The organism is Streptomyces sp. NPDC111507 (assembly GCF_055638955.1).
On sequence record NZ_JBVKBU010000003.1, the window covers coordinates 866881 to 883028 of the forward strand.

The window sequence follows — 16148 nt, forward strand, 5'->3', positions numbered from 1 at the left end:
CCCGCAACTCGCCTAGGGGGTTCCCCTCTTGGATGCGGAACGTTCCGCCTTCTAGCGTGAGCGTCGTGCCGCTCGCTCGGGCACACGGCGTCAGCCCACAGACGCCGTGCCTCACCCCCCACACCCGCGCGTCCCCCCACCGGCAACATCTGAGGAGATCCATGTTCGGGCTCAACCGTGCCAAGAAGACCGCCGCTCTCTGTGTGGCCACCACTGCCGCCGCCGCGACCGCTCTTCTCGGCGCACCTGGCGCCGTCGCCGCCCCCCAGCCGATCGTCGGCGGCACGACGACGACCACCACCGCGTACCCGTTCATGATGCAGATCACGGACGCCTCGCAGAACCAGTTCTGCGGTGGCACCCTGGTCGCGGCCAACAAGGTGGTCACCGCCGCCCACTGCATGGTCGGCGAGACCACGAGCAGCGTCCGCGTCGTCGGCGGCAGAACCTACCTCAACGGCACGAACGGCACCGTCAGCAAGGTCAGCAAGATCTGGATCAACCCCGACTACACCGACGCCGCCAACGGCGACGACGTGGCCGTACTGACTCTGTCGACGTCGATGTCGTACACCCCGGCGTCGTACGTGGCCTCCACGGACACCGGCGTGTACGCCACCGGCGCCACCGCCCGCATCATCGGCTGGGGCACCACCTCGGAGAGTGGCAACTCCTCCAACCAGCTGCGCACCGCCACCGTCCCGATCGTGTCCAACTCCAGCTGCGCCACCTCCTACGGCTCCGACTTCGTGGCCAGCGACATGGTCTGCGCCGGTTACACCAACGGCGGTACCGACACTTGCCAGGGTGACAGCGGCGGCCCGCTGCTCATCGGCGGCGTCCTCGCGGGCATCACCTCCTGGGGCAACGGCTGCGCCGAGGCCGGCTACCCGGGCGTCTACACCCGCCTGACGACCTTCTCGAACCTGGTGAAGACGCAGATCAACTCATAGCCGACTGCCCCCGGTGACTGTTCGTCAGTCACCGGCGGCCGACGGGCTCCCGGACTCCTGAGCACCCCTCAGGTGAAAGCCAGGGGGCGTTGCGAGCCTCCACGAGCGGCCCGCAACGCCCCCTATCCACTTCCCCCCTTTCTTCCCCCCGTTCCCCCCTTCTACTTGTCGGCGGTCAGCTTCCCCGCGCTGCCCCAACTGTCCGCCGGCACCTCGTGGATCCAGACGTGCACGCTCTCGGCGGGGATCCTGTACGCGTCGACGAAGGCGTCGGTGACGCGTTTGACGAGGTCCCGCTTGAGCTCGACGTCGCGCGGACCCTGCTGGATGGTGACGATGGGCATGGCTGAACTTCCTCTCCTGGGGCGGCTTGGGCCGCTTTCCGGCTACAGGTTCAGTTCATCGCGCGGGGACTCGTCGACCAAGAAGCGGACCGCGACCGCAGCGATCAGTTCTCGTGATCGCCGCAGGCCGCGAGCAGGGCGTCCAGGTGCGGCGTCGGCGTCGAGCCGTGCACGGCGAGTCCCGTGGTGAGCGCGAGTCCCGGTGCCCGGAAGGGGACGAAGGCGACCCGGGGGCTGTGCAGGACGCGGGCGTGCGAGGCGTAGACGACCGTCCACAGCGGCCGGGTACCGATGCTGGCGAGGGTGTCCTGCAAGGAGCCACTCACCGGTCCGGGCAGAGGTTCGAAGCCGGCGTCGTGACAGGCCCCGACGACCAGGTCGACCAGGGCGGGGTTGGTCCGGCGCGCGGTCAGGCTCAGCGGGAGTGGGGCCAGTTCGGCGAGGTCGATCCCGTCGCGGGCGGCCAAGGGGTGCCCGGCGGGCAGCACGGCCACCAGCGGATCGGGCCACAGCGGCAGCACGCGTACGCCTGGCAGGGGCTCCGCGCCCCGTACGAACGCGGCGTCGAGGCGACCGTCCACGACCCGCGCGAGCCGCTCCTGCGCGGGAAGCGAGACCAGCTCGACCTGGACCGCGGGCTTCCGCCCGGCAAAGCCCGCGAGCACCCGGTCCAGGTGAGCGCCGAGGCCGGTACTGGTGCCCAGGCGCAGCACCTCGGCCGGGGCGACCGCCGCGCGGGCCCGGTCCACGGCGGCGAGCACCGCCCGCGCCTCGGGCAGCAGCCGCTCCCCCGCCCCCGTCAGCCGTACGTGCCGCGGTGAACGGTCGAACAGCTCGGCGCCCAGCTCCCGCTCCAGCCGCTGTATCTGCTGGCTGACGGCCGACTGCACGATGTGCAGACGCTCCGCCGCCCGCCCGAAGTGCAGTTCCTCGGCGACCGTGACGAAGTAGACGAGTTGCCGCAGTTCCATGTCCGGGACTGTAGGGCCCCTGTTTGAATGGCGGCCGTTGGGGGTGATGGACATGGTGTCCACGGACCGGTTCCTGGCGTTCGCGGCGATGTCGCTGCTGGTGATCGTGATTCCCGGGCCGAGTGTGCTGTTCGTGATCGGGCGGGCGCTCGCGCACGGCCGGCGTACCGCGGTGATGACCGCGCTGGGCAATGTCGTCGGCTCGTATCTGCTGGTGGCCGCGGTCGCCTTCGGGATCGGCTCGCTGGTGGAGCGCTCGCTGACCGTCTTCCTGGTGGTGAAGCTGGCGGGTGCCGCGTATCTGATCGTGTTGGGGGTGCGGGCGTTCAGACACCGCAAGGAGATGCAGGCCTCGGCGTTGCGGCAGGAGCCCACGGCCGCGGCGCGCGGCGATCTGCGGACCGTCCTGGACGGCGCTCTCGTCGGCCTCACCAACCCCAAGGGGCTGGTCTTCTTCGCGGCGGTGCTGCCGCAGTTCGTGGACCACTCGGCGGGGCGGGTGCCCGTGCAGATGCTGATGCTCGGTCTGATCCCGATCTCCATCGGGCTGGTCACCGACACCCTGTGGGGGCTGACGGCGTCGGCGGCCCGCTCCTGGTTCGCCGGCTCGGACCGTCGGCTGTCGCTGATCGGGGGCGCGGGCGGCTGCACCCTGATCGGGCTCGGGGTGACGGTGGCGGTGACGGGTCGCGCGGACTGAGTCCTGCGGTCACATGACGTACGCGGCCACGGTCCCGAAGCGGATGTCGTACGACGCCGACGCGCCGGACAGCGTCCGGAGCAGCCCCTCGGCCTCCGCCACCACCTCCTCCCGCTGGACCTTCGTGAGCCGGCCGAGGGGTTCGATGGTGAGTACGTCCCCCTCCTGCCGCCACAGGCCCCCCAGGAAGCCGTCGACGAGCAGCGTGCAGTACGCCTGGTTGCCCGCCCAGGTACGCCCTTTGAGACCGGCGGGCACCACCCGGGAGCGGTCGGCGTGCGAGAGGAGCAGGTTGTCGAACTCGGGCAGGAAACGGGGCGGGGCCGGGGTGTCGGCGTCGGGGCGGGGCGCGTCGGGGAGGTCGAAGAGTTCGACGCCGTTCTCGTCACGGAAGGTGAGCAGTCGCGGGCGGAGTCGTTCGAAGGCCTCGCGCAGCCGGGTCAGCCCCGCCCAGGTCTGCATGTCCTTCACGGAGGCGGGCCCGAACGCGGCGAGGTAGCGCAGGACGGCCGCGTCGGGGCCCGGGGACGGCTCGGTGGGACGGCCCAGCCAGTGTTCGGCGGTGGTCAGCGCGACCTGGCCGCTGCGGCCCCACAGTCCGCGCGGGGTGACCTGGACGAGCGGCAGCCGGCAGCGGGCGGCGACCGAGAGCGCGAAGGGGTCGGCGTCCGGCCAGTGCACGAGCAGTTCCTCACGCAGCTGTTTCATCGTGCGCGGCTCGGCCTCCACCAACTCCCGTGCGATCACGGCGAGCCGGTCCAGGTCGACACCGGCGAGCCCCTCGCGGAAGTTGTTCAGCTCCCGGTCGCGGGCCCCCTGCACGAGCGGTCGCAGGGTGAGGGCGTCGTCGGCGGTGTGGGTGTGGATGGTGGAGCGCAGGGTCACGATGCGGACGACGGCACGGTCCTCCATGGCCGTCGACAGCTCCTCGGGCCGGAACCCTTCCAGTCGGGCCGCGAGGGCGTAGTACGGCGGCTTCACGTTCTGCGCCTGAAGACCCACCAGGTGCCGCACGGCGTCCGTGACGCCATGCCCGGCGGAGCGGCGCAGGAGGAGCTGGCGGGCGAGGGTCGCACGGTTGAGGGCGCGGGGGTCGAGTACGGGTGCGGTGTGGGCGCCGATACCGCGGCTCCTGGTCCCACCCCCGCCGCCCGCCTTCCCACGCCCGCTGCCGTCCACGCCGCTCGTCTTCGTCTTCGTCTTCGCCGTCGCCCTCGTCGTCATGCTGTGCACGCTATCGGGGCTTGCGGACACCTTCTGTCCGCAAGCCGTGAGGCCCTTCACGGGCACGCCCGCCCGGACGGTACGCCCATTGCCCGCCCGCGACATTTGACCCGTATATCCTTCTGCATGATCACAGCGACGTACCTGCGACTTGGGAGGCAGCCGCAATGTCCGAGCGACGCCCCCGTCCGACCGCCAAGAACGGCAGAAAGCCCGTCTGGCGACGCGCCCTGAACCCGCCGGCCGCGACCGGCGTGACACCGCCGGCGCCGCGCGCCGACCCGCCGGAGCCGGAACCCGCCGCCGCCAGCGTCGTACAGGCGGCGCTGTACCGCGACGGCGTACGGGTCTCGACCCCCGCCTCCCTGGCCGACACCTTCCGGGAGCTGCGCGACCAGCCGTCCGGCATGGCATGGATCGGCCTGGCCCGCCCCACGGAGGCCGAACTCCTCTCCCTGGCGGCCGAGTTCGATCTGCATCCACTCGCCGTCGAGGACGCGATGGAGGCACACCAGCGTCCGAAGCTGGAGCGCTACGGCGACACGCTCTTCGTCGTCCTGAGCGCGGCCCGCTATCTGGACGCGGCCGAGGAGGTCTACTTCGGCGAACTACACGTCTTCGTGGGCCCCGACTTCGTGATCACCGTCCGGCACGGCGCGGCGCCGGACCTGTCGGCAGTGCGCCGCCGCATGGAGGACACCCCGGAACTGCTGAAACTCGGCCCCGAGGCCGTCCTCTACGCGATCCTCGACTCCGTGGTCGACGGCTACGTCCCCGTCGTCACCGGCGTCCAGAACGACATCGACGAGATCGAGACCGAGGTCTTCCGCGGCGACCCCGAGGTGTCGCGCCGCATCTACGAACTCTCCCGCGAAATGGTCGAGTTCCAGCGCGCCACCCGCCCGCTGGTCGGCATGCTGCACGGCCTGATGGCGGGTTTCGCCAAGTACGGCACCGAAGAGGAACTCCAGCGCTACCTCCGCGACGTCGCCGACCACGTCACCCACACCAGCGAACGCGTCGACGGCTTCCGCCAGGCCCTCACCGACATCCTCACCGTCAACGCCACCCTCGTCACCCAGCAACAGAACGCCGAGATGCGCGCACTGGCGGAGGCGGGCTTCGAGCAGAACGAGGAGATCAAGAAGATCTCGTCGTGGGCGGCCATTTTGTTCGCGCCGACGTTGGTGGGGACGATCTACGGGATGAACTTCAGGGAGATGCCGGAGTTGCACTGGGTGCTCGGATACCCCTTCGCTATCGTTCTAATGGCTATCGTATGTACCAGTTTGTACGTCATCTTCAAGCGGCGGGATTGGCTCTGAGTAATCAGCCGCGCGAGCGCGTGCCCCGCGGACCAGAAGCAACCAGGACGCGCGTCATGGCCTCTCTCGGGCCGCTGGGGAGAATGAGATGCGCTCCGCTTCAGCCGGTTCTCCCCGCCGCGAGCCAACGGCCTTGTTGAATCTTCGGACATCAGCATCAACGGCGGACGCCGATCATCACGGAGGGTAACCGCACTTCCAGACCGGAACGCCAAAGAGGGGCGCAGCAAATGCTGCGCCCCTCTTCTCGTAGGCGTCCAAGTATCGTGCCCACTACCCGGCCGTGTCCCGGTCGCTCCGGTTGAGGAGTGCGTCGATGGCACCACGCCCCTTCCCCGGGCATGAAGTGGGCGTAGAAGTCGAGGGTGATGGTGGGAGTCGAGTGGCCAAGCCACCGAGCGAGCGTGACCACGGACTCGCCCGCTTCCAGAATGACCGACGCGTATGTGTGCCGCAGCACGTGGAAGCCGTCCTTGCGAGACGCCTACCAGCGTTCCCCCTCATTCCGCACCGGGAGGGTCTGCTGCAGGGTTGGGTGACAGGTCAAGATGTCACCCGATCGTGCGGCAGACCCGACCCAGGCTGTGGCGCGGGAGTTGAGCCGTCTGGTTGCAAGGGTGGTGGCGTGTTCGATGTCGTCGCGGTTGGCGAACGAGCGGCCGGCGAGGGCGGCTTTACGGAAGATACGCCATCAGCCTTCCTGCAGGTTGAGTCAGCATGCTCCGACGGGGATGAAGGCGTCGTGGATGCGGGGATGGTCCTCGAGCCAGGTCCGGGTGGACAGGCTGTTGTGACTGGACAGGTTGTCGGTGATGATCCAGAGCTCGCCGGTCGGGTTGGCGTCTTCAATCTGTTGCAGGAACTGCTGGTAGAAGACGCTGTTACGGGAGGAGGCGGCCATGGTGATCTGCTGGCCGCCCCAGACGCGTAAGGCCCCGTATACCAAGGTTTTCTCCGTTCCGCGGCTGTAGTCGAGTTCCGCCTTGATCCGGTGTCCGTCGGGTGACCAGGCGGGTGCGGGCGGAAAGGTCCGCGGGATCACCGGCCCAGCTCGTCGGCGCAGATCACCGCCGCGTCGTCGGGCGGGTGGGTGTAGAGGCCGATGATCCTCGTCCTTTTGGGACGAAGTCCGGGTCCTTCGAGCGGGTCCAGGACCGGGTGCGGCGCCAGCGCACGCCTTCGGCGAGCAGGATGCGTCTGACCTGTGAGCGGCCTACCTCGATCCCTTCGGCCCGTGCCGCTGCGGCCAGGGAATCCAGGGTCCACTCGGATGGCCCGGTTTCGTCGAAGGCCCATAGCTCCCCGACGGGCTCCGCCCTCAGCCGGCCCGGTGGCACGGTCTTGACCAGGGAGATGATCCTTGACCGTTCTTCCTCGGTGATCCGCCCCTTGCGGCCCTGCCCGCCCAGATCATCCAGCCCCTGCAGGCCCGAGCCGTTGAAGCGGTCCAGCCAGCACCGAACCGTCTTCTGACTACAGCCCAGTTCCACCGCGATCGCCGGCGCGCGCAGCCCCGACCAACTCAGCTCGATCATCCGGGCCCGCATCACCACATCCCGCGGAACCTTCCAGGCCCGCGACAACCGGCGAACGACGCCCCGTTCGTCTTCGTCACGCCCCGGTCGTGCCCGTAAAACCATCGTCCAGCACCCGCCCCCGAGCACCCTCAACTACCCCGCCACCAGGACATATACCCAGCGAAAGAGGAATCCAGCAGCAGTAGTCGGCGTCCCGCTCCTTGCTGCTGTCGTGCGATGATCGTTCGCAGTGCCACGAGGTCCGCCTCACGATCGCGGCGCAGACGTCCCCGACCGTCCGCATCGAGATCGGCGCGGCGGACGACCAACTGCAAGCCAGGGCGGGAACCTCGGCGTCACGGCGGGCGTCGTACAGAACTTGCGCCGCCAACGCGGAAGGACAGCGTTACGGCAGTCAGTCGGCCCAGCGCGTCGTACTGCTCGGTCGCCACGTATCCGCCGGATCGGGTCGGCTGACAGGAAGCGGCCGTTGGCCGGGTCGTATTCGCGGGCGCCCAGGCTCTCAAGGCTGGTGGCGGAGTCGGGGGTACCGCCGATATGGCCCTTGTCGCCGGGCCAGGTGGTGGGAGCGGTGCCGCGGATGCCGCCGAAGGGGAGGTACTGGCGGCGGGTGACGGTCAGGGTCTGGTAATCGATGGCCAGGCTGTCCGTGCCCTGCCGGTCAGGGACCAGGTTCTGGATGTCACCGGTGGGCGCAGCCTCTAAGCTCACGCAGCATGATCTTGCTGAGTGATCCGCAGGTGATGGACATCCCGGTGGCGGACTGTGGCGACCCCCTCGTGGAGATCGCCACCATTGCGGAGATAACACTCGACCCTAGGGAACGAGATGAGGCCGGGGCATATGGACGGGTCAGAGCCGGCGTGCTGAAACGCCTTGGCTCGGCCTCCACCAGACTCCCCGCAGGCATCGGGCTCCTCATCGTCGAGGGACACAGAAGCCCCGCTGAGCAGGCACGTCGTTTCGCACTGTATGAGGACCGTCTGCGCTGCTCGGGCATCACGGACCCGGGAGATCGTCGGCGTCGAGCCAGCGCTTTCGTCTCCCCGGTCGAGGTGGCTCCGCACTGCGCCGGCGCGGCTGTGGATCTGACGCTTGTCGACTCGGATGGCGTCGAATTGGATCTGGGCGGTGCGGTGAATGGACACCGCACCGGCGACGAAGAGTTGTGTCCGTTCGATGCCCCAGGCCTGTCTCAGACCGCACGCGACAACCGCAAGCTCCTGGCCCAGTGCCTGTACGCAGAAGGCTTCGCCAACTACCCCAGCGAGTGGTGGCACTGGTCCTATGGGGACCGATACTGGGCGCTCATGACCGGTGCCCCTGCCGCCATCTACGGACCGATCTGACCCCCTATCCGGCGCCCGCCACCCGTGCCTGCCCGCCCACCACTACGGCCGCGTACACCGGCCGCGCCGCGCGAGCAGCCCGACAGCACTTCGCACACGCCGGTGGCCGGACCCGAGGGCTCGGCCACCGGCACGAGAGACGACACTACAACGCGACTTCCCCCATCGCCCACGTTCGCCTCTACACCCACCCCACCCATCCCAGCGCCGTGACCACCGTCCTGACCGGCACCCACGCCCACGTTGCCCACCTGGGTCTGGAGGCAGCCGACTGGACCGTCGTCGCCGACAGCTTCCCAGTCCTGGTCCGCATCGACCACGCGGAGTGCTCGCCCAGTCTCCAGATCTGTGGCGCTGACTCTCCAGCCCTGTGGCGCTCAAACGCGGCGTGTGGCGCTATATCCGCATCCCCGGACTGCGCGAACTCCGCCTCGACGTCGCCCTGCGCCAGGCCCTCTCACCCGGACACCAATCCCCCGGCGCCCCGGTCCCGGACGGCCGCCCGGCTCGAAGAACAAACTGAAGGCCACCCGCCCCGCCTACCGCGGGGATCGCAAGGAGTAACGAAAAATCTCAAATCATAATTTAACCCCGAGTGACCATGAGAAGCCTTTCGGGCACAGCGGGTGACAATGATCACTTTGGGCTGCTCGCATCAGGGGTCCCTCCGCAGAGCGGCTACGCTCCTGACGAAGACCAACACTGCCTCGCCAAGGCCGACTCGGGTCGGCGACGGATCGGGTGCGTGTGTGTGGGGGCACGAAACGAAGGAGAACCCCGCGTGGGCCACCTGGCCGCCGTCCGCGTGTTGCGAAACGTCGCCCCTCAGATCATCGCGGAGTACCACGCCGCCCTGAACGACATCGGCAGCCCGCTGGTCGCACGCTCCGAGGTCTGGGCCCAGTGTCGCCGGCAGGCCGCAGCCATTCTTCAAGACTGCGCGATCGCTGTGGATCGTGACGTGCCGCAGGCCACAGGAGACGACTACACCCGGCTTCTCGGGGCGCATCGAGCCCTGCAGGGGATCCCGGTCGCCGAGTCGGTGCGCGCCGCGGATCTGCTCTGGCAGGCTGCCCAGCCGTTCCTGGAGGAGGCCGCCCGGGCGGAGGCCGCGCCCCAACGGGACGCGGCCTACCGCGCCCTGGAAGCCGCCTTCCGCACCGCCACCATGCACCGCCTTTACGTCGGAGCCCTGGGACACGAGCAGACCCCCGCCGTATCGGCGGCGAACTCCACGCTCACACCCGGCCCTGACTCATTCGCCGTCACCGCGTCCCCGTCTGGCTCATCTGCGGATGCGCTCACCCGGCGTGAGTTGGAAATACTGGGCTTGGCGGCCGACGCGTTGACCAACAAGGAGATCGCCGCCAGCCTCGGCATCACGGAGGTGACCGTCAAGCGTCACCTGGCGAACGCCTACGCCAAACTCGGCGCACGATCCCGGCTGGACGCGGTCCGCAGGCTCCGCAGAGGCGCGCACCCGCGGCCGGGGGGCATGGGGCGGTTACCGGCTGGCCGCGCGAACTAGCAACAGCACCAACATCGCCGCGTTGGCCGCGTATTGGACCACCATAAACGCCCGGTAGGCGCCCCGGCGCTCTTGGCGCGCCGCGTCCCTCCCGGGCAGCTTCCGCAGCCGGAATGCCACCCAGACGCTGCCGATCGCCAGCGGGACCGTTCCGACCAGCACCGCGGGCGCCCACAGTGAGGCGGCCAGCCCGCAGCAACCCACTGTCAGTGCCCCGGTCAGTGCCAGCCGGCGGGCCGTGGCGGCGCCGTGCACAGCCGCCACCGTCCGCCGACCGGCACTGGCGTCCCCCTCCGCGTCGCCGAGGTCTTTGACCACCGCGCCCACGAGTCCCATCCACGCCGCCATGACCCCGGCGAAGACCCACGCCTCAAGTCCGGCCGAGTGACCGGCCGCCTGGGCGCCCGCCGCGTACGTGGTCAGCCCCAACCCGGTCACAATCAGCGCGCAGGCCCAACTGGAGCGCTTGGCCGCGATCGGTGGCACCGAGTAAGCGGCACCCAGCGCCAAGAAGAGCAGGATCCACCAGATGAGCCCCGGGACGGCAGCCAATGCGACCACCACAGCTGCCGCCGCGAACGCCCCGGTGGTGACACTCGCGACGCGGACCGGGAGAGCGCCTCGGGCAATCGGGCGGACGGAGCCATTGGCGCGGTCCTCGGCAACGTCCATCACCCCGTTAAGCAGGTAGACGCAGACCACCGCGCACCACCAAACCGCCACGCCGAGCGGCCAGCGGTCGGAGCCGTCGCCCTGGGTCGCGGCAAATGCCCCGCCGACCGCGAACCGCAGCAGGAATACCACCTGCACCACAGGCCGCGCCTCCATCAGGGACAGCCCCAATATGCGGGCCGGCCGCTGAACATTGCTTTCCACTGATCCTGATACCGCTCACTCGCTCAAAAGATCTTCACGGCGACCTCAACGAACACCTCGAGGGCCGCCACAAGTATGTGGGTACCTGGCCTGGGCCCGGGCAAGGGTACCCAGGTTTCGATGGAAGGCCCGCCGCGCGGGAGGCCGGGAGTCATACCAAGGATGCAGAGAGTATGCAGACGGCATGGTCCTTTGGGTCCGGGGTGCGTTGCCAGGCGGTCGGCGAGACTCCAGGATCACCACGACCTCCTGTCAGGGCTGGGGGTTTGACCAGCGCTTCCTCGTAAGAGAGCCGGAGATCGTGCACACCTTCATGAATGTGAAGAAGACCATCGGGACGAGTACCTCCTTCTGGAAGAGGGCCGAGGCCGCTGGGCTCGGCCAGCTCACCGCGACTGCGGCGCGCGGCCCCTTCCTGGTGTCGGCGGATGACGGGCGGGAATTCCTGAACATGTCCTCGTTCTCCTACCTCGGCCTGGAGTCGCATCCGGCGATCGTCGAGGCAGCGGCGGAGACGGTGGTCAAGGTGGGGTCCCTGAACACCTCCACGTCCCGGATGCGCGCAGTCTTCGAGGTCCTGCGGGACACCGAGGAGATGCTCTCCGACCTCTTCCGCGTCGAGGTGCTGACCACGACCTCGTGCGCCGCTGCCGCCTGGCAGACTCTGCCGCTGGTCGCCTCGGGAGCCCTCACCGAGGGCGATCCGCCGCTCATGGTCTTCGACAAGAACGCACATTTCTGCCTGAACGCGATGAAGCCGAGCGTCGCCGACGAGACCCGCCTGTTGACGATCCCGCACAATGACCTCAATGCGCTCGAGGAACTCTGCAAAACACACCGCAACCTCGTCTACGTCGCCGACAGCGTGTACAGCACGGGCGGCTGCGCCCCAGTACGGCAGCTGCTGGAACTGCAGGACCGCTACGGGCTTTTCCTGCTGTTCGACGAGGCGCACGGACTGTCCAGCTGCGGTGCCCGCGGGCGCGGGCTCGTACTCGACACCATGGGGGAGATCAACGACCGCACGATCGTGATCACTTCGCTGAACAAGGGGTTCGCCGCATCCGGCGGGGCAATGTTCGTCGGCCGACGCGGGGACAGCGCACGCCGCGAGCTCTTCTTGTACGGGAGCGGGCCACTGATGTGGTCCCAACGGATCAACACGGCCGGACTGGGCGCAGTGCAGGCGTCCGCAGAGATCCACCGCTCCTCGGAACTGGACGACCTCCAGCGCCGACTGCGCGAGAACATCGACCACTTCGATGCCCTGGTGCCCAGTGAGAACCGGCACGACGGGCTGCCGATCCGCTTCGTGAGCGTCGGCGACGTCGAGCGGACGATCGGGATCGCGCAGCGTCTCTTCCAGGAGGGCTGCTATGTGGCCCCGCTCTTCTTTCCTGTGATCGCCCGCGGGCGATCCGGGCTGCGAGTCATGCTGCGGGCCGATATGGACCGAGCCGACATCACGCGATTCTCCGGACTGCTTCGGGAGTTCACCGCCACACCGGACGCCGGCGCCGCCGAGGTCCGGTGAACCGTGCGAGCGCATGCCGGAACACTCGACTCCGCCACCGTGGACCCCGAAAAGGAGCGACTGGGACGACCCTTCTGGTACCTCTGGACCGGCACCTGCCTCAACAAGGTCGGCCAGCTACTCCCGGCGTTCTTCACCCTGTACCTGGTCCACCAGCACCTGGCCACCGTGCAGACTGCGGGTTGGATCGTCGGCATACAAGGCGCCGGGTCGATCATCGCCTCGCTGCTCGGTGGCCTACTCAGCGACCGCTTCGGCTCCCGGCGCACGATCGTCTACTCCCAGCTGGCCACCGCGCTCTTTGCCGTCGCACTCGGCCTGGCGATGCCGCTGTGGGGACTGGCGGCGGTGGCGTTCCTCTCCGGATGCACCACCACGATCCATCGGCCGGCCGGAGCGGCGCTGGTCGCGGGGACGGTTCCGGCAAGCCAGCGGGCCCGGGCCTACGGGCTTCTCTACTGGGCGTCCAATATCGGGGTGGCGGTGGCTCCGACTCTGGTGGGCGCGGTGATGGTACTGGCGCCGCGCTTCATGTTCGCCCTCAACGCGGTCACCTCGGTGGCCTATGCCGTGATCGCCTCCAGGATTCCGGAGCCCACCGTCGGCGGCGGACGCAAGGGCGGGCTGCCGCACCGGACCTGGTTGCAGTCCTTTCGTCATGCGGTGAACCCTTTCGTCAGGCTGCCGATCGCCCCCTTCCTCTTCCTCAGCTTCGTCATATCTGCCATCTATCTGCAGTGCAGATCGGCTCTGCCGGTGGACATGGCGGCCCACGGACTGTCCCCCGGCGCCGTCGGGCTGGCGCTCTCGGTGAACGGCGTCCTGGTCGTGGTGCTGCAGCCGGTGGCCTCCCAGTTCTCCGGTCCGGCGAGACTGCTGCCGAAGCTCGTGCTCGCCTGTGGGCTCATCGGCCTCGGTTTCCTGCTACACGGCTTCTGGCATTCGGAGATCGGGTATGTCTGCTCGATCGGGGTCTGGACCCTCGGCGAGGTGGTCCTCGCCCCGCTCGGCTCCTGCCTGATCGCCCTGTGGGCCCGCTCGGAGGAGCAAGGGGCCTTTCAGGCCGCCAACTTCTTCGCCTGGAACCTCGGTCTGGCACTGGGCGCTCCGGTTGGGCTTTGGGAACTGGAGAACCTCGGCTCGACAACCTTCTGGACCGGAACGTTCGTGCTGGCACTGCTCGTCGCCATCGGCCACGCCGCACTGGCGAAGCACCACCCCTATGGAGAATTCGGTGAATGACACCAACGGCGTCAACGACGCCTTCCCCTACCGCCCCCGGTTGGTCCTCGTGGACGGTCCCGGCGGACCTACCCTCGACTGGTCGCTGCCCCGGCTGTGCGACCGGCATGAGGTCGCGGTGCTGTGGAAGCCCACCGGGGACGAGGCTGCGGACGCCGGAAAGCGGGACCTTTTCGACGAGTGGGGATGCCGGGCCACCGTCTTCAACACCGGCCAGGAGCTGGTAGAGAGGATCAAGAACGTCGCCCTCTCAGAGGGCGCCGAGGGCATCCTCTCGTTCAGCGAGCTGTGGGTCATCGAAGCCCATACCGCGGCCGCCGAGCTTGGCCTCCCGGCCAACCCCTTGGCCGCGATCCCGGCGATGCGGGACAAGTACCTCCAGCGTCGGCGGCTCGCCGAGGCCGGCGTCCCGGTGCCCCGGTTCGCGCTGGTGCGCAGCGCCGCGGAACTGCCTGAGGCGTACCGGCACGTGGGCGCACCGGCAATCTTCAAACCGGTGACCGGGGCGGGCAGCCTGGCCACCTACGCGGTCGACTCGGACACGGAACTGGACGAGCTCTGGGAGACCGCTCGGGCAGCGCATGAGAACGACCGGCGAGCCGGGCAGACCGCCACGTTCATACTGGAAGAGCGGCTGATCGGCGTCCGGAAGCATCAGGACGAACGCTACGGCGACTACGTCAGCGTGGAATCCATCGTGTGCGGCGACCGGATCGAACACCTCGCAGTCACCGACAAGTTCCCGCTCACCGATCCCTTCCGGGAGAACGGCGGCATCCTCCCCTCCATGCTCCCGGATGACGAGCTGGCGGCGCTGCGCGCGGCCGCCTCGGCGGCGATCCAGGCGCTCGGGGTCACGCACTGCGCACTGCACACCGAGTTCAAGCTGACGGCGGCCGGCCCGATGATTATCGAGGTCAACTGCCGGGTCGGCGGCGGGGTGACGGAGCAGCTGTACCACGCTGCTGGCTACGACATCATTCGTGCGCTCGCCGAGGTCGCATTGGGTCGGGCTCCACGTCCCATCGACGAGTTCAGGGCATCCGCGGCGATCCTGCTACCGCAGATACCGCCGCGCGACCTGGTAATAACCGAGATGCCCTCGGCGGACGAACTGCTGGCTCTGCCCGGCGTGATCAGCGCCCGGGTCAACCACGCACCGGGCGCAAGGCCGCGCTGGGCTGAGGGGACTCCCGCCGGAACGCTGGCCAGGGTGTTCGCGGCCGCCCCGAGCGCGGACACCCTCCTCGAGACCTTCGACTACCTCAGGTCCGACACATGCTTCGGCTACGCCGAGTACACGAGCTGACCTGAAGGCCCGGAACTATCCGCAGATGGAGGATTTCTGAGGATGAGTCAACGCATCGCCATACTCGGCGGAAGGCTCAACCTGCTCGAACGAGCACACGCGGCGGGGATCCAAGTGGTCCTGTTCCATGGCGCCGACGCCCCCGACAGGCGCGCCCACGACCTCTGCGAGAGGGTCGTCGAGGTCGAACTGAAGGAGTTCGAGCAGGTACGGAAGGCTGTGCTGGCCGAGCACCGACGGAAGCCGTTCGTGCGGGTGGTATCCATCGCCGAGGAGTGCCTGGTCGCGGCGGCCCGCCTGAACGAGACCCTGGCTCTCGGCGGAAACACCGCGAACTCGGTGCGGCTGCTGAAGGACAAACACCTGATGCGGCGCCGACTCGAGCACACAGGTCTGAGCCCGGTCCGGACCGGTCTGGTGGCCTCCGCCCGCCAGGCCGAGGACTTTCTCGCGCACCTCGGTGGGCCGATCATGCTCAAGCCCGTGGCGGGCGCCGGCAGCCGGAACGTCGCTAGGGTCGAATCGGCGGCGGACATCGCACGCGAGTGGCCGCGGATCGGCGGCGGGGCGCCGCTGCTCGCCGAGGAGTTCCTGAGCGGTCCGGAGATCAGCGTCGAGAGCTTCTCGTACCGCGCGGAGCACTCAGTGATCTCCATAACCACCAAGACCCTCACCGATAACTTCGTCGAGGTTGGGCATGCGATGCCCAGCGCACTCGACGACAGTCAATGGCAGACCGTCGAGGCCCTGGTCACCGACTTCCTCACGGCAGTCGGTCTGACCGAGGGGCCCTGCCACACCGAGGTCAAGCTCACCCCGGCCGGGCCCCGCATAGTCGAATCGCAGAACCGCATCGGTGGCGGCGGAATCGTCGAACTCCTCCGTCTCTCCTGCGGATACGACTTCTTCCGGCTGGCCGTCACGGTGCCGCTCGGTATCGATCCCCTGCCTGCGCCACCGGCGCATCGGATCGGCGCCGCGGTGCGCTTCTTCCAGGCCCCTCCGGGACGCATCCGCGAGGTCGGCGGTCTGGATGAGGCCGGCCGGGTGGAGGGGGCCACCGTGTACGACCCGCCTCGGGTCGGCGACGTCGTACCCGAGCTGACGTGGTCCCTGGACAAGGTGAACGGCTATGTGATCGCCGAGGGGGCGGACATCCATGAGGCTGTGGCCAGATGCGAGAAGGTCACCGGCATGGTCGACATCGTGACCTCGCCCGGGAAATGACGATCCGGAAAACCCTGAATCGAAATGG

General features: G+C 68.6%; 15 protein-coding genes. 9 read left to right on the forward strand and 6 right to left on the reverse strand.

Annotated features, from left to right (window positions below; translation table 11 throughout):
• Positions 1-161: 161 nt before the first annotated feature.
• Positions 162-953 (forward strand): S1 family peptidase, encoded by a 792-nt coding sequence (locus ACZ7M2_RS16535; protein ID WP_471595822.1) that lies wholly within the window; start codon positions 162-164, stop codon positions 951-953.
• Between the two features lie 161 nt (positions 954-1114).
• On the opposite strand, the gene dmpI is transcribed toward ACZ7M2_RS16535, so the two are convergent.
• A complete protein-coding gene (gene dmpI / locus ACZ7M2_RS16540; RefSeq protein WP_054237041.1) occupies positions 1115-1297 on the reverse strand; it encodes a 4-oxalocrotonate tautomerase DmpI in 183 nt (60 codons plus the stop codon).
• Positions 1298-1401: 104 nt separating this feature from the next.
• Positions 1402-2268 (reverse strand): LysR family transcriptional regulator, encoded by an 867-nt coding sequence (locus tag ACZ7M2_RS16545; protein WP_471595823.1) that lies wholly within the window; start codon positions 2266-2268, stop codon positions 1402-1404.
• A gap of 52 nt (positions 2269-2320) precedes the next feature.
• Here ACZ7M2_RS16545 and ACZ7M2_RS16550 point away from each other — a divergent pair, with 52 nt between their 5' ends.
• A complete protein-coding gene (locus ACZ7M2_RS16550; protein ID WP_471595824.1) occupies positions 2321-2968 on the forward strand; it encodes a LysE family translocator in 648 nt (215 codons plus the stop codon).
• A 9-nt stretch (positions 2969-2977) separates the two neighbouring features.
• Here ACZ7M2_RS16550 and ACZ7M2_RS16555 read toward each other — a convergent pair whose 3' ends face one another.
• On the reverse strand, positions 2978-4192 hold the full coding sequence (locus ACZ7M2_RS16555) for a winged helix DNA-binding domain-containing protein (protein WP_471595825.1): 1215 nt from the start codon (positions 4190-4192) through the stop codon (positions 2978-2980).
• A gap of 167 nt (positions 4193-4359) precedes the next feature.
• Here ACZ7M2_RS16555 and ACZ7M2_RS16560 point away from each other — a divergent pair, with 167 nt between their 5' ends.
• Positions 4360-5517 (forward strand): magnesium and cobalt transport protein CorA, encoded by a 1158-nt coding sequence (locus ACZ7M2_RS16560; RefSeq protein WP_471595826.1) that lies wholly within the window; start codon positions 4360-4362, stop codon positions 5515-5517.
• Between the two features lie 712 nt (positions 5518-6229).
• On the opposite strand, the gene ACZ7M2_RS16565 is transcribed toward ACZ7M2_RS16560, so the two are convergent.
• Together ACZ7M2_RS16565 and ACZ7M2_RS16570 are read right to left on the reverse strand one after the other, a co-directional pair.
• Positions 6230-6559, reverse strand: coding sequence for a transposase (locus ACZ7M2_RS16565; protein ID WP_471595827.1), 330 nt, complete (start codon positions 6557-6559; stop codon positions 6230-6232).
• Positions 6560-6581: 22 nt separating this feature from the next.
• Positions 6582-7064 (reverse strand): helix-turn-helix domain-containing protein, encoded by a 483-nt coding sequence (locus ACZ7M2_RS16570; protein ID WP_471596036.1) that lies wholly within the window; start codon positions 7062-7064, stop codon positions 6582-6584.
• A 707-nt stretch (positions 7065-7771) separates the two neighbouring features.
• Here ACZ7M2_RS16570 and ACZ7M2_RS16575 point away from each other — a divergent pair.
• Both ACZ7M2_RS16575 and ACZ7M2_RS16580 read left to right on the forward strand, forming a co-directional pair.
• Positions 7772-8404 carry a M15 family metallopeptidase gene (locus ACZ7M2_RS16575; RefSeq protein ID WP_101401184.1) on the forward strand — a complete coding sequence of 211 codons (633 nt, stop codon included), beginning with the start codon at positions 7772-7774 and terminating at the stop codon, positions 8402-8404.
• Positions 8405-9185: 781 nt separating this feature from the next.
• Complete coding sequence (locus ACZ7M2_RS16580) at positions 9186-9932, forward strand: LuxR C-terminal-related transcriptional regulator (protein WP_471595828.1); 747 nt, start codon at positions 9186-9188, stop codon at positions 9930-9932.
• Here the strand turns inward: ACZ7M2_RS16580 and ACZ7M2_RS16585 are convergent.
• Positions 9909-10808, reverse strand: coding sequence for a UbiA family prenyltransferase (locus ACZ7M2_RS16585; protein ID WP_471595829.1), 900 nt, complete (start codon positions 10806-10808; stop codon positions 9909-9911). The two genes, ACZ7M2_RS16580 and ACZ7M2_RS16585, sit on opposite strands and share 24 nt — an antisense overlap.
• A gap of 313 nt (positions 10809-11121) precedes the next feature.
• Between ACZ7M2_RS16585 and ACZ7M2_RS16590 the strand changes: the two genes are divergently transcribed.
• Genes ACZ7M2_RS16590 through ACZ7M2_RS16605 form a run of 4 tightly spaced genes read left to right on the forward strand, consistent with a single transcriptional unit; the run spans position 11122 to position 16120 of the window.
• On the forward strand, positions 11122-12342 hold the full coding sequence (locus ACZ7M2_RS16590) for an aminotransferase class I/II-fold pyridoxal phosphate-dependent enzyme (protein ID WP_471596037.1): 1221 nt from the start codon (positions 11122-11124) through the stop codon (positions 12340-12342).
• 3 nt (positions 12343-12345) lie between these two features.
• Positions 12346-13584 carry an MFS transporter gene (locus ACZ7M2_RS16595; RefSeq protein ID WP_471595830.1) on the forward strand — a complete coding sequence of 413 codons (1239 nt, stop codon included), beginning with the start codon at positions 12346-12348 and terminating at the stop codon, positions 13582-13584.
• Positions 13577-14893, forward strand: coding sequence for an ATP-grasp domain-containing protein (locus ACZ7M2_RS16600; RefSeq protein ID WP_471595831.1), 1317 nt, complete (start codon positions 13577-13579; stop codon positions 14891-14893). Before ACZ7M2_RS16595 ends, ACZ7M2_RS16600 begins: the two co-directional genes overlap by 8 nt.
• A gap of 42 nt (positions 14894-14935) precedes the next feature.
• Positions 14936-16120, forward strand: a complete 1185-nt coding sequence (locus tag ACZ7M2_RS16605) for an ATP-grasp domain-containing protein (RefSeq protein WP_101401179.1) — start codon at positions 14936-14938, stop codon at positions 16118-16120.
• The last annotated feature ends 28 nt before the right edge of the window (positions 16121-16148 follow it).

Excerpts from the sequence above, each read along its gene's own strand:
- ACZ7M2_RS16535 (WP_471595822.1), top strand. The coding sequence starts at position 162 with ATGTTCGGGCTCAACCGTGCCAAGAAGACCGCCGCTCTCTGTGTGGCC.
- dmpI (WP_054237041.1), bottom strand. The coding sequence starts at position 1,297 with ATGCCCATCGTCACCATCCAGCAGGGTCCGCGCGACGTCGAGCTCAAG.
- ACZ7M2_RS16545 (WP_471595823.1), bottom strand. The coding sequence starts at position 2,268 with ATGGAACTGCGGCAACTCGTCTACTTCGTCACGGTCGCCGAGGAACTG.
- ACZ7M2_RS16550 (WP_471595824.1), top strand. The coding sequence starts at position 2,321 with ATGGTGTCCACGGACCGGTTCCTGGCGTTCGCGGCGATGTCGCTGCTG.
- ACZ7M2_RS16555 (WP_471595825.1), bottom strand. The coding sequence starts at position 4,192 with ATGACGACGAGGGCGACGGCGAAGACGAAGACGAAGACGAGCGGCGTG.
- ACZ7M2_RS16560 (WP_471595826.1), top strand. The coding sequence starts at position 4,360 with ATGTCCGAGCGACGCCCCCGTCCGACCGCCAAGAACGGCAGAAAGCCC.
- ACZ7M2_RS16570 (WP_471596036.1), bottom strand. The coding sequence starts at position 7,064 with ATGCGGGCCCGGATGATCGAGCTGAGTTGGTCGGGGCTGCGCGCGCCG.
- ACZ7M2_RS16575 (WP_101401184.1), top strand. The coding sequence starts at position 7,772 with ATGATCTTGCTGAGTGATCCGCAGGTGATGGACATCCCGGTGGCGGAC.
- ACZ7M2_RS16590 (WP_471596037.1), top strand. The coding sequence starts at position 11,122 with ATGAATGTGAAGAAGACCATCGGGACGAGTACCTCCTTCTGGAAGAGG.
- ACZ7M2_RS16605 (WP_101401179.1), top strand. The coding sequence starts at position 14,936 with ATGAGTCAACGCATCGCCATACTCGGCGGAAGGCTCAACCTGCTCGAA.